9 protein-coding genes and 2 pseudogenes are annotated in these 12,403 nt (G+C 60.8%); all 11 read right to left on the bottom strand.

Going from position 1 to position 12,403, the window contains the following annotated elements:
- Nucleotides 1-119: 119 nt before the first annotated feature.
- The gene (locus Q1M07_RS02310) at nucleotides 120-1,517 is read right to left on the bottom strand and encodes a hypothetical protein (protein ID WP_300450039.1); all 1,398 of its coding nucleotides are present in this window, start codon (nucleotides 1,515-1,517) and stop codon (nucleotides 120-122) included.
- Nucleotides 1,518-1,529: 12 nt separating this feature from the next.
- Nucleotides 1,530-2,579 carry a Gfo/Idh/MocA family oxidoreductase gene (locus tag Q1M07_RS02305; RefSeq protein WP_300450036.1) on the bottom strand — a complete coding sequence of 350 codons (1,050 nt, stop codon included), beginning with the start codon at nucleotides 2,577-2,579 and terminating at the stop codon, nucleotides 1,530-1,532.
- Between the two features lie 10 nt (nucleotides 2,580-2,589).
- Nucleotides 2,590-4,719 (bottom strand): alcohol dehydrogenase catalytic domain-containing protein, encoded by a 2,130-nt coding sequence (locus Q1M07_RS02300; protein WP_300450033.1) that lies wholly within the window; start codon nucleotides 4,717-4,719, stop codon nucleotides 2,590-2,592.
- Nucleotides 4,720-4,952: 233 nt separating this feature from the next.
- Nucleotides 4,953-5,511: pseudogene (locus Q1M07_RS02295) on the bottom strand (transposase); the annotation flags it as partial.
- Nucleotides 5,512-5,615: 104 nt separating this feature from the next.
- Nucleotides 5,616-5,747: pseudogene (locus tag Q1M07_RS02290) on the bottom strand (transposase); the annotation flags it as partial.
- 350 nt (nucleotides 5,748-6,097) lie between these two features.
- Nucleotides 6,098-7,174 (bottom strand): carboxysome shell carbonic anhydrase domain-containg protein, encoded by a 1,077-nt coding sequence (locus Q1M07_RS02285; RefSeq protein ID WP_300450030.1) that lies wholly within the window; start codon nucleotides 7,172-7,174, stop codon nucleotides 6,098-6,100.
- A 10-nt stretch (nucleotides 7,175-7,184) separates the two neighbouring features.
- Entirely contained in the window at nucleotides 7,185-8,474 is a 1,290-nt protein-coding gene (locus Q1M07_RS02280; protein ID WP_300450027.1) for a GTP-binding protein, read from the bottom strand.
- Nucleotides 8,474-9,394, bottom strand: a complete 921-nt coding sequence (gene cysD / locus Q1M07_RS02275) for a sulfate adenylyltransferase subunit CysD (RefSeq protein ID WP_300450025.1) — start codon at nucleotides 9,392-9,394, stop codon at nucleotides 8,474-8,476. The genes Q1M07_RS02280 and cysD overlap by 1 nt, the downstream gene beginning before the upstream one ends.
- 28 nt (nucleotides 9,395-9,422) lie before the next feature.
- Entirely contained in the window at nucleotides 9,423-10,148 is a 726-nt protein-coding gene (locus Q1M07_RS02270; RefSeq protein ID WP_300450022.1) for a phosphoadenylyl-sulfate reductase, read from the bottom strand.
- The gene (locus Q1M07_RS02265) at nucleotides 10,145-10,666 is read right to left on the bottom strand and encodes a DUF934 domain-containing protein (RefSeq protein ID WP_300450020.1); all 522 of its coding nucleotides are present in this window, start codon (nucleotides 10,664-10,666) and stop codon (nucleotides 10,145-10,147) included. The genes Q1M07_RS02270 and Q1M07_RS02265 overlap by 4 nt, the downstream gene beginning before the upstream one ends.
- A complete protein-coding gene (locus Q1M07_RS02260) occupies nucleotides 10,659-12,368 on the bottom strand; it encodes a nitrite/sulfite reductase (RefSeq protein ID WP_300450017.1) in 1,710 nt (569 codons plus the stop codon). Before Q1M07_RS02260 ends, Q1M07_RS02265 begins: the two co-directional genes overlap by 8 nt.
- Between the last annotated feature and the right edge of the window lie 35 nt (nucleotides 12,369-12,403).

Here is a 12,403-nt window from a genome sequence, read left to right as displayed (position 1 = left end):
CGCTGGCCAAGGGCGGGAGAGGCGGCGATTCTAACAGCTAGGCGCGTCGCGTGGTTCTTCCCGGTCGATTTCCCGGCCTGACGGCTTCAAAGTACCGTTTGAACAGGTCATGATCCGATTCAGATGTGGGACAGTGCGGGAATGAGAGTTTGCGTACCTGCAGACCACTCCTTGGCGTCCTCAACCAGAAGCCGCCCCTCTGCTCCTCTAAGGTATGTTCCAAACTCGGTCGGGCTAAGATCGGCGAGCAGAGATAATGCTAAGTGAGTATCGATAAATAGCGCGGAGACCGGCGCAGGCGACTTCGAAAGCAGTCTGGCCAGAATTTTCGCCTTGCGTGCGCCGACGGTGACCCCGACCACGCCTGCACCAAGGCCGTTTTTGCGGTGGCGACATGCCACGTCGACGAAGTCACTAGGCTGCGCGGCGAGGATGCGGCTGTTGATACGTCTGAGGAAGCGCATCAAAACGTCGTCCTTCTCGCCTTTGATCGACGGCACCAGATGCCCAGCGATGTCCCCGACAACCCTGCCTTCGCGGCAGTGGCTCCGTAGTATCTGGCTCTCTTCCTCGCTAAGCCAGAAACTAAGGTAGTGGAACGCGTCGGTGTAAGTGTCCGCCGAGCCGAAACCCGTGATTATTGTGTCCATCTTCGTAATGTGGGCGTCACTATCGACGTCGATGATGCCGTTGTAGGCGCGTGGTCTGACGGGATCGTTGCCTGGCAGATCCCCAAAAATCCGCTGGTAGGAAGCATGGCTGCCCAGAAAACTACGAATCGCTTCCAATGTAGCACCATCTTCAGCAAAATGGGACGGAATGAATCCAGGTACGCTGAGCGAGACAGCCTCGGACCGACTTCCCAACCGCATTGCCAGCTGCTGAACGTGCCGGTTACAATTGACGTGATTGAACGTTTTTTGACCGGTCAACGGCTGTTGAGGGTGAAAATCGAGATCCCCGAAAAGACTGATCACAGACAGTAGCCCGTCCCGCAGTGTGCTCGGCATCGGGCGGATTTGATCAATGGTCAACTTGACAGCGTTGCCCCAGTTTACGCCAATTGTGTGATCTCGGTCGTCGAAGAGTTTGCTACAAAGATGATCTGCGGCTTTTGAGCCGCATAGCTTGAGGGAAACGAGCTCAGCCTCTCGGTACTTCTTGTGGGCAACGCTCGATTCGTCGGCCTCGATCTCATAAAGACGGAACATGCTAGCTGGTGAGCGCGCGATGTGCAGCGTAATAAGCCTCAGCTCAAGGCTCTCGTTCAGTACGCGGCGCAGTGCAGCCGTGAGCACCTCGTCTTTGATGTAGGCGCCAACCTCGGGGAGAATGCGGTTAGGGAACAGCTGCGGACGATACTCGAAGTAGCCGCTTTGCTCAGCGTGTTGGATCATTCTCTGCACTTCGCTCAAAGGTTGGGAGACGATTTCAGAGATCTCTTGTATGGTCAATCCTTCGCAATAGAAGGCTGCCGCTTTCTGAAGCTCCAATTCCATGAGTTTTTCGTCATACATAGTCTGTTTTCCTTAATTGAGGTGCCGCGCCGCGTCTCTAAGCAGGCGCTGAACAGTCAGACCGTGGCGCAGGTCGGCGAAGGGGTCGTCTTCCTGGTCGTTAAGAAACAAGTAGTTAGCGTGAACGAGTGAGCGCAGCCATCCGCCTAACACCACACGGTTAGGGAACGTGCTCAAGGGAGTGTAACCGCTCGACGTTCGCAATATCTGGCTCTTGTCTGAGGAGAGCGAAAACAACTCGAGGAATTCCGCATTTTCGGTCGACAGACGAAATCCCCCCATAGTGCCGCGCAACTCTACTTCGAGCAACTCACCGGCGCCAGCGGAAACACGGCTGGCCATAACCATCCCTACTGCTCCAGTGTCAACATCACGGCACAGCGCCATCGTACACAGGTCCGATGGTACATCTGGGAACGCGCTACTCGCGGACGCATCGACAACGCGCAAGCCGTCACCGAGGAAGGCGACCGCTAGGCTGAACGCATGTGAGCCCAGATCGATCAGAGCCCCGCCTTCTGGGGCGGGCATCATCCTCTCAGCGCGCCGTGAGCGATATTCGTGATCGAGATAGCCGCTGTGAAGGTAACGCACTTGAAAATGGACAGGTACACCAAACCGGCGTTCGCGGCAGAGCCGTAACGCAAGTCGTACAGCACTATTTTGGAGGAATTGGAAGCCGGTTTGAACTCTAGCTACGCCTGAGTACGCTGCAAGCGCACGCTCGTCGTCTATGGTTGTGCAGACAGGCTTCTCTAAGTAGATACGTGCCACATTGTCACATTCTGCTGCAAAGCGAAAATGTGAGAAGTGTTGGGCGTTTGGGCTGAGGATGTAGACGCTATCGAAATCTGATCGCCGCGCAAGAGCTTCTAGAGAGAGCGCTTCACGAACACCGTAACGCTCGGCAAACGCGTCGCGCGTCGCGACAGTCGCCGAGGTAACGTAAGCCAACTCGACGCGCGGTGCACCTGGATAGTAAAAAGGCAACGCTCTCATGGCATAGGCGTGACAGGCAGCGATAGAACCTGCACCGATCAACGCAACGCGTCTTGGTTCCATATGGTCTCTGCTAGATGCGAATCAGTACCTTGAGCGTTTCAGCTACGGCGGGATCGTCCACGCCCCGGCTTGACAAGAGAGCCTCGACTCGGGGAGACAAGCCGTCGATTTGCTCTGTCTGCAACTTCTTGTATTGATGTTCGTAGTGTTGGCGAAGTTCGCTGAGCGATCGCGTAACGTCATCAAGGATGTATCCACTGGAGCCAATGAGATTAATTCTGTGATTCGCGTCTGCCTCATGCTGCAGCACAACTTCGGAGCGATGGTAATGCTCTAATTCATCGGCCGAAAAACTCCCACATCGTTCTCTGACACGGTCACCAGTGTTGATCCCAGAGAAGAGGAGCGCTGTACCGCCGAAGTCGGTTGCGTCTAGCGCAGCGACTGTCGCCGAATAAGCACTGGCGGCAACAAAGGTAATTGAGCTCCTTCGTCCCCGCGGCATTTTCTCGACGACATCGAATCCGTCTTGCAAATTGTCGATGACGCTACGCCGAGACGCGCTTGGCTCGACGATCGTTAGGCCCACCGTCGGCCAGTTGCGTTTGACCGCCAGTGCGGTGAGGTAACCCATCGGTCCTCCACCAAAGATGGTCATTGTCCTGTCCCCCGGGGGCAGCAAGCGCAAGCCGAGACGGAGGCGGAAGAGCGCGCGCAATACGCAGGCCAAGGGCTCGACTAGTGGCAAGGCATCGTCTGGGAAATCAGCGCCCACCGGTAGCACGCATTGATACGGGAAGGCCATCAGTGTGGCGAGATTCCCGTGAAGGTGGAAGCCAAGATGTTCCATCTGTGGACAGAGATTCGACATATAGCCATGACATTGCTCACAATTGCCGCAACTAAGGTGCGGCAGCACGACGACTTTCTCCCCCGCCGCCAGTTCCTTTTCCCACGGCCCGGGATCAACCACGTAGCCGCCACCCTCGTGTCCCAGAGCAAGTTCCCGCACCTCCGCCGACTTCTCGTTTGCCAAGACCCGGCGGTCGGACTGGCAGATGCTCGCTCGGGTGATCCTCACCAACACGTTCGCGTTGACGCGATTGTCGTGAAAACTACGTTGTGGATAGACCGACTTGTAAGACCAGCATTCGCGGTCGATCACGCCAAAGACCGGGCCTTTGCCGCTCCTTTTCGGCGGTGGGCGACCGATGCTCTGACTAAGAATAGTGTTCTGCTCAATTAGCCCCTTGTACCGATTTCCACCGTCTGACCTTGCGCGTACAACCGAGCCGGCTGGCGGAAGATCGTAAGCACCACGCAGTCTGCGTTCAAGGTGCAGCTGCGCATCTGCCTTGAGCGTCGCCTGAGAAAGTGCGCGATCACGGAGGATCGTGTCCATCATTCCAATGCGCGCCGAACCGGGTATCAGGACTCCGGTCAGGAATTCCAGTCCGCCGATGCGCTGGTCGGCCGCTTCGCAATACTCTGCATCACGCGGCACAAGTGCGACGCGTACGGAAGCCGACGTTAGGTCATCACTGTAGACGAGCAGATTGTACGGCTGCTGCCACTCGTTCATCCTTTGATGCAGGTCGGCGACAAGTTCCGCGAGCGCCTCGTCGTCATTGCCCTGCACCACGATAGCGTAGAAGGGGGCACCGGCCAAGCGTGAAATAGTGCAGGCCCCGGCCGTGCAGATCTGCCAGGGAACGACTACCGGCGGCAATCTCGGGACGTTGCACGCTGGCACGCAGTTGATGTGCAAGTGAGCGACCGAACGGCCAGAGCCGGGAAGCGTATTGACATAGCAAACCGTAGGGACTTTTTCGACATGTGGCGCCTTACCTTGTGCGAGGCACAGCGCGAGGCGGACATCGTTGGAGTTTAGGTCAAGCCTGTGGGCTGGATGCGCGATGTCGGTCGGAGCCGGGATAAGCATCCACTGGCCTTGGACGATAGGATTGTTGTTGGATACAACGACGTAATCCTCGTTGCCGAATTGCACGCGTCTGATCGAGCCAGGCGGTATTGTGACACCCGTCGCCATGTCGCAGAATGGGCAGTCCGCCCGCTGCAGTGGTAGCGTGCGTCCGGCACGCTTTTCGTTACGGACGTAAAAGTCACCCCAACGTGGCAGACAAAAACTCACTCTTTGGTAGGGGATACCTTCCCCGACGAACTTATAAGGGTTGTCCATGAAGTTCACCTCAATAGGATAGGAGATCCGACACTACACCCAGAATCTCGGGGCCTGTTATCAATTGCAGAATTGCCGACATGCCAAATTCAACTCTTGCTCAATATGTCGTTTGCCGTCACTGGCATAGCGGGGGGGTGTTCACAGCGGTCTGGATCTCGTCATATTCTGGAACTATTGTCAAGTCTGGTGTATGGCATTCTGGTGTATGGCATTCCATGGGCATTGAGCGATCAGGCGGCCATCGGCTGGCGTTCCGGGGGATTGTCGGGCGCCGGAACGCCGTCCTTGAAGACCATGCCGGCGAGCAGATCGGCGATGCGTTCGGTGCCCCGAATGCGCCGCCAGCTCTTCTGGGCCTCCTGGACCAGCTTGAACGCGAGCCCCAGGAAGGTGGCGCGCGACACGCAGTTCTTGGTGCGCGTGGTGCGCTGGCGGACGGTGGCGAAGGTCGACTCGACGGGGTTGGTGGTGCGCAGGCGCATCCAGTGCTCGGCCGGAAAGTCGTAGAAGGCGAGCAAGGCTTCGCGGTCCTTGACGAGCTTATCGGTGGCCTCCGGGTACTTCGCTTGGTAGCTCTTCAGGAAGGCATCGAAGGCGACGATCGCCTGCGCTCGGCGCCATCCAGATCTCGTGCAGCGCCGCCTTGGCCTTGCCCTGCAGGCTCTTGGGGAGTTCATTGAGCACGTTGGCGCTCTTGTGTACCCAGCAGCGCTGAGCACGGGTCTCGGGATAGATCTGATCGAGCGCCGCCCAGAAGCCAAGTGCCCCGTCGCCGACTGCCAACTGGGGGCCCCCGTGCCAGGCCGCGCGCCTTCAGGTCACACAGCCCGCTCGGTACTGCTCAAGCCCTCTTTGCCAGGCAAGGGCTTGCTGGCGTCGCGGGCTGCTTGCGCCAGCCAGTTGACAATGGTCTGGCTGGTCGGCCCGAACTCCCGAGACAACTCTTGCGGGCTTCGGCCAGCCTGCGCCAGTTCGACGATCTGTTGGCGAAATTCCGCCGGGTACGGTGGTCTGCTTTTCGGCACCTTGGACTCCTTGTTGCGTAAGCATCAGGTGTCCACCGAAAAGGGTCAACTCCACAACCTCATGCGCGCGGTTACCCTCGCACCCCAACTCGTCGGCCTAGGAACAGGCACGTCCGTCGTACCGCAAGGCAGGCCGACCGGGAGAAAAGCGCGAAAACGAACCAGATCCAGGCCGAACGGCTAACCAGAACACGAATTACGCATAATTCAACCTAGGCTGGCGCCAGCTGTCCGGTCGCGCCAATTGTGCTGAAGAAGTGAAAAATTCACAGCCTCTGACTCCAGTGCGAGAACAAATTTTCCGTCGCGATCTTGCCCAGGGTGGCGCGGCGGCGATCCGGCGCGCCGCCTTAGGTGCCGGCGGCGATCGTCTGGAGGGTGCGCGAGCGCCAGTCGAGAACCGCGGTGCGGATCGCCATTTGCTCCCCCAGGCGGGGAAACTCGGTACGTATGACGTCGGCCGCGAAAGTCGAGAGAAAGCGTGACTTGAGTTCGGCCCGCGCGCGGTCGATGCCGATCTCGTCGTAGGGCACCGAGGCCAGGAGCAGGAAGCCGTCGCTTGGGATGCGGCCGGCCTGCATGTTGGCTTCGATGATGCCGGCCGCGCGGCGGATCGGAACGTCGAGGTTGGGACTATAGGGCCCGATGATCAGCGCGATGTTGGGCGTGTGCAGGAAGTCGAAGCCGCGTCCGAGGCAGATCATCCATTCGCGATGCTCGATGTCGAGCAGGCGCTCGTTGCGGCGAATCTGTGCTCGCACGTTCTCGATGTGTTCGAGATTGCCGTACAGCAGAGGTAGCAGGTCGGCCCGCATGCGTGCCGGCATGTCGGGCAGCAGGGCGGCCAGGCGGAGTTCGAGCGTGGCGCGGTCGGTGGACGTGAGCGTCGCCAGGTCGAGCTTGTCGCCAGCCGTGCCGTGGATTACCAGCGCATCCTCGTCGGTCTCGAAACCGCAGACCAGAGGATAGACGGTGCTGTGGTCGGTACCGAAAATATGTTCGACCTGGCGGCGAATTTCGTAGGTGTGGGCAATTGCCGCTGCCGTGTCGCACTGGAAACCGGCGCAGCCGCGACGCGGGTCGCCTTGCGAATAGTGATAGGTGACCAGGAAGACCACATGCCGGCCGGCGCTGACGACGCGCTGCACGTGATGGGCCAGCACTTCGCCGAGGTGCGGCCAGCCAAGATCGAAGATGCCGCCGAGATTGCGGAATGGCATCAGGATGCCCACCGGCGTGTTGGTCGCGACCGGGATGTTGATCCGGCCGTCCATGCACTTGAGGACGGCAATTGCCGTCGGATGCTCGGCAAGGTAGCGTTCGCGCGCCAGCCAGGCTTCCGGGCTGCGGAAGATCGTACCGTGGCGGTCGGCCAGACCGAACAGCCAGTCGATGCGTTCCTCGATCGGTTTGCCGTGGATGTCCATCGGGTTGTGCTCAGACGATCATGCCGGCAGCGACCGTGTTGTTCGACGACTCGTCGATGACGATGAAGGCGCCGGTGCCGCGGCTCTCGGCATAGAGGTCGGCAAAGATCGGCTGCGCCAGCTTGAAGCGGACTCGGGCGATGTCGTTCATCACCAGTCGTTCGGCCGGCTGTTGCTGCAGAGTATTGATGTCGACGCGGAACTCGATGCCGGCCAGCATCGCCTTGCTGTCGCGTGTCGTGTGGCGCAACAGGTACTTACGGCGCGGATCGAGCGGAGACTCGGACAACCAGCACAACATCGCGTCGATCTGCTTGGCGATGTTCGGCAACTCACCGGTCTTGACGATCATGTCGCCACGCGAGACGTCGATCTCGTCGTCGAGCAGGATGGTCACCGATTGCTCGGCGACCGCGCTGGGCAGCGAGCGATCGAGGATACGGATGTCCTTGACGCGGGTTTCGCGGCCTGCCGGCAGCACCGTCACGGCGTCGCCTATCGCCAGCTCGCCGGACTCGACACGTCCCATGAAGCCACGATAATCGTGCAGTTCCGGGTTGGCCGAGTCTTGCGGGCGGCACACGTACTGTACGGGGAAGCGGAATTTCTCGGCGTGTTCAGCATGGATTGCGGTAACGGTTTCGAGGATTTCGAGCAAGGTCGGCCCATCGTACCAGTCGAGACGCTCGCCACGCTCGACGATCATGTCGCCATTGAGCGCCGACATCGGGAGGAAGCGTACGTCGGCGATGCCGAGCGCGGTGGCGAACTCGAGGTAGTCGGCCTTGATCCGGGCGAAGGTGGCCGGGGAGTAGTCGACCAGGTCCATCTTGTTCACGGCGACGACGACGTGCGGGATGCCGACCAGATGCGCCAGGTAGGAATGGCGGCGGGTCTGCGTCAGAACGCCCTTGCGGGCATCGATCAGGATGATTGCCAGATCGGCGGTCGATGCCGCAGTGACCATGTTGCGCGTGTACTGCTCATGGCCCGGTGCGTCGGCAATAATGTACTTGCGCGTGCCGGTCGTAAAGTAGCGATAGGCGACGTCGATCGTGATTCCCTGCTCGCGCTCGGCCTGCAGCCCGTCGGTCAATAGCGACAGGTCCACGACATCGAGGCCGCGTTTGGCCGAGGTACGCTGGATGGCGTGTAAGGTGTCGGCGAGAATCGTCTTGCTGTCGAAAAGCAGACGGCCAATCAGGGTGCTCTTGCCGTCATCCACGCTGCCGCAGGTCAGAAAGCGCAGCAGGCCGTTGTCCGGGATAGGTTCGTTGGGGAGTCTTTCGATCGCCGACATCAGAAATAGCCTTCTTTCTTGCGTTGTTCCATCGACGCCTCCGATGTCTGGTCGTCGAGGCGGGTGGCACCGCGTTCGGTGATCGTCGTGACCGCCGTTTCGGCAATGATCGCGGCGACGCTGTCGGCCTCGGATTCGACCGGTGCGGTGCAGGTGATGTCGCCGACGGTGCGAAAACGGACCATCAGGTGCTCAATCGTATCGCCGGGTCGCGCCGGCGTGACTTCGGTGACCGGCAGCAATCCCCCGGCGCGACGGACGATCGGTCGGCGGTGGGCGAAGTAGATCGACGGTAGCGCCAGATTTTCGCGTTCAATGTATTGCCAGACGTCGATCTCGGTCCAGTTCGAGATCGGGAAGACGCGCATGTTCTCGCCTTTGAAGCTGCGCGCGTTGTAGAGATCCCACAGTTCCGGTCGCTGGTTCTTCGGGTCCCACTGCCCGAACTCGTCGCGGAACGAAAAGATGCGCTCCTTGGCGCGCGCCTTCTCCTCGTCGCGCCGCGCACCGCCGATGCAGGCATCGAAGCCGAATTCCTCGATCGCCTCGAGCAGAGTCACCGACTGGTGCTTGTTGCGCGGTTCGTCGGGCGACTTCAGGACCACGGTGCCGCGCGCCATCGAATCCTCGACCGAGCGGACGATCAGCCGCTCGCCGAGTTCTGCCGCCCTTCGGTCGCGAAAGTCGGTCACGGCGCGGTAATTGTGGCCCGTGTCGATGTGCATCAACGGAAAAGGGAAGCGACCGGGGCGAAAGGCTTTCTCCGCGATGCGCAGCAGGCAAATCGAGTCCTTGCCGCCGGAGAAGAGGAGGACCGGATTACTGCATTGGCCGGCAACCTCGCGCATGATGTGGATGGCTTCGGATTCGAGCCAGTCGAGGTGCGAAAGGGTGACTCGCGAGAGTGTGGCTGTACTCATGGTTGACCTGTCTCTGAATTGCGGGACGTCAGCTGCGCTTGACGTGCAGGCCGCATTCCTTGGATTGCGGATTCTCCCACCACCAGCGGCCGGCGCGGACATCTTCGCCGGGCGTTGTCGGCCGCGTACAGGGTGCGCAGCCGATGCTCGGGTAGAACCTGTCGTGCAGCGCGTTGTACGGAACGTGGTTCTGCGCGAGGTAAGCCCACACCTCGCGCTCGCTCCATTCGGCGAGCGGGTTGAACTTGGTCAGCCCGCCGTTGGCCGTGTCTACACTGCGCAGCGGCAAGCCTTCGCGAGTTGCGGCCTGGCTCGCCCGCTGGCCGGTGATCCACGCCTTGCGGCCGGCCAGCGCGCGCCGCAGCGGTTCGACCTTGCGCACCAAGCAGCAGCCCTGGCGCAGCTCGACCGACTCGTAAAAGGCGTTGATGCCGTTCTCCAGTGTCCAGGCTTCGAGCAGGTCGTGGCGCGGATAGTAGAGCCGGAGCACGAGCTCATAGCGCTTCTTGACTTCGGCGATGAGGTCGTAGGTCTCGGGCGGCAGGCGTCCGGTGTCGAGCGAGAAGATGTCGATCGTCAGCCGGTCACGCGCGATCAGATCGGTCAGCACCATGTCCTCGGCCCCGAGGCTGTTGGCGAAAGCCGCGGGCGAGAAGTCATCGGCAATCTCGCGTAGAAGACGGCGTGCCGCGTCGACGCGTGTCGCCAGGGTGTCGAGCAGCGCCGGGTCGTCGAGCTTCTGTCGGGCGTTCATGCGGCCTCCGCAGCGCTGCGGCGCCGAAATAGCGGTTGTGGTTGGTCAACGGCTGCCTGGTAGGAGTCGCTGAACACCCGCAGGCCGGCTAGTGCCTTCTCGATGTCCTTGTCGGCGCGCAGCACGTAGGCATCGATGCCGCAACGGCGCATATAGAAGAGCTGATCCTGTAGGACGTCGCCAAGGGCCCGTATCTCGCCCCGGTAGTGGTAGCGTTCTCGCAGCAGGCGGGCGCTCGAGTAAGCCCGCCCGTCGGTAAATTTTGGGAAATGAACGCCCACGACGCTGAGGCGATCGAGGTCGCTGGCTAGAGCTTCCGGCCCTTCGTGGCTATCCAGCCAGACGCCGAGCGGCGTCTGGCGGGCGACCAGTTCTTCGCGTCGCGCCAGCCAGACGGCGAGCGGCACCAGCAGCCAAGCGTTTGGCAGTGCAACGTCGGTCGGCGTTTCGCCGGCTGCCAGAGTGATAAGCCGCCACTCGTCTTCGACGATGTTCTCGTTCTTGATGATCCTAGGCATCAACCAGTTCCTTTTCCTTGCTGTCGACCTGCGCCACTCGCCGGCGGTCGCGACCGGCGTAGGCGCGGGCCTTGAAGGGCTCGCTGCCTATGCGCTGCAGTGTGTCGATGAAGCGCTCGCTGGCGCTCCGGTTTTCGCGATAGACGTCGATCAGGGCTTCGATGACCAGCGGTACTTCCTGGGCGTAGAACGAGGGACCAATGACCTTGCCGATCGCCGCGGCGTTCCCTTGCTGACCGCCGATGGTGATCTGGTACCACTCTTCGTTGTTCTTGTCGACGCCGAGGATGCCGATGTTGGCTACGTGATGATGACCACAGGAGTTCATGCAGCCCGAAATGTTGAGCGAAATGTCGCCAATATCGTAGAGATAGTCGAGGTCGTCGAACTTTTGCTGTACGGCATCGGCGATCGGAACCGAGCGCGCGTTGGCCAAGGCGCAGAGGTCACCGCCCGGACAACAGATCATGTCGGTCAGCAGACCGACGTTGGCCGTCGCCAGCCGGTGGCGACGGGCGATCTGCCAGACCTCGTAGAGATCGCACTGCCGGACATCGGCGAGCACGATGTTCTGCTCGTGGGTGACCCGCAACTCGCCGAAGCTGAAGCGCTCGGCGAGATCGGCGACGACCAGCATCTGTTCGTCGGTGATGTCGCCGGGGGCGGCGCCAGGCGCCTTCAGCGACAGCGTGACGGCGGCATAACCCGGTGTGCGGTGGTCATGCACGCAGCGCTTGACCCAGTTGGCAAAGGCTTTTTCGCTGTGCAGCCGCCTGCTGTGGGCGAGGTCTTCGGCGGGCAGCGTTTCCCAGGGCGGAGGCGCGAAATGCCCTGCCAGGCGAGCGAACTCGGTGTCAGGTACGGTCGTCGGACCATCGCACAGATACGACCATTCGTCATCCACTTGCCGGGCAAACTCCTCGACGCCAAGCGCCTGCAGGAGAATTTTGATGCGCGCCTTGTACATGTTGTCTCGTCGACCGTAACGGTTGTAAACGCGCAGGATCGCTTCGAGGTAGGACAGCAGGTGGCGGCGCGGCAGGAAGTCTCGAATCGGTTTGCCGAGGATCGGCGTGCGCCCGAGGCCGCCGCCGACGAAAACGCGAAAGCCGATTTCACCAGCTTCGTCGATCATCAGGTCGAGGCCGATGTCGTGCGCCCGGATCACGGCGCGATCGCTAGCCGCGGCGTTGACCGCAATCTTGAACTTGCGCGGCAGGAAAGCGAATTCTGGATGGAAGGTCGACCACTGGCGTAGCAGTTCGCAGTACGGGCGTGGGTCGACGAGTTCGTCCGGCGCGCAGCCGGCGAAGTGGTCGGTCGTGATGTTGCGGATGCAGTTGCCCGAAGTCTGTACGGCGTGCATTTCGACGCCCGCCAGTTCGCCCAGGATTTCGGGGGTCTGTTCGAGCTGAGGCCAGTTGAGCTGCATGTTTTGCCGCGTCGTGAAGTGGCCGACACCACGGTCGTAGCGGCGCGAGATTTCGGCCAGCTTGCGCAACTGTCTGGCGGCGAGCATGCCGTAGGGGATGGCGATGCGCAACATCGGGCCGTGCCGCTGGATGTAGAGCCCATTCTGCAAGCGTAGCGGGCGCAGCTCGTCGGCCGAGAGTTCGCCGGCCAGGTGGCGCGCGATTTGGTCGCGGTACTGGGCGACGCGCTCGTCGATGATCCGTTGGTCAGTACTGTCGTAGCGATACATCGCTCGCTCCTTCGAAGAGTGAAAAGCCGGCCGGT

This window comes from Accumulibacter sp., assembly GCF_029255285.1.
Taxonomy (GTDB): domain Bacteria; phylum Pseudomonadota; class Gammaproteobacteria; order Burkholderiales; family Rhodocyclaceae; genus Accumulibacter.
Note: the sequence above shows the minus strand (reverse complement) of the source record. Positions and strands in the feature narration are given on the sequence as shown.

Excerpts from the sequence above, each read along its gene's own strand:
- Q1M07_RS02310 (WP_300450039.1), bottom strand. The coding sequence starts at position 1,517 with ATGTATGACGAAAAACTCATGGAATTGGAGCTTCAGAAAGCGGCAGCC.
- Q1M07_RS02305 (WP_300450036.1), bottom strand. The coding sequence starts at position 2,579 with ATGGAACCAAGACGCGTTGCGTTGATCGGTGCAGGTTCTATCGCTGCC.
- Q1M07_RS02300 (WP_300450033.1), bottom strand. The coding sequence starts at position 4,719 with ATGGACAACCCTTATAAGTTCGTCGGGGAAGGTATCCCCTACCAAAGA.
- Q1M07_RS02285 (WP_300450030.1), bottom strand. The coding sequence starts at position 7,174 with ATGGACATCCACGGCAAACCGATCGAGGAACGCATCGACTGGCTGTTC.
- Q1M07_RS02280 (WP_300450027.1), bottom strand. The coding sequence starts at position 8,474 with ATGTCGGCGATCGAAAGACTCCCCAACGAACCTATCCCGGACAACGGC.
- cysD (WP_300450025.1), bottom strand. The coding sequence starts at position 9,394 with ATGAGTACAGCCACACTCTCGCGAGTCACCCTTTCGCACCTCGACTGG.
- Q1M07_RS02270 (WP_300450022.1), bottom strand. The coding sequence starts at position 10,148 with ATGAACGCCCGACAGAAGCTCGACGACCCGGCGCTGCTCGACACCCTG.
- Q1M07_RS02265 (WP_300450020.1), bottom strand. The coding sequence starts at position 10,666 with ATGCCTAGGATCATCAAGAACGAGAACATCGTCGAAGACGAGTGGCGG.
- Q1M07_RS02260 (WP_300450017.1), bottom strand. The coding sequence starts at position 12,368 with ATGTATCGCTACGACAGTACTGACCAACGGATCATCGACGAGCGCGTC.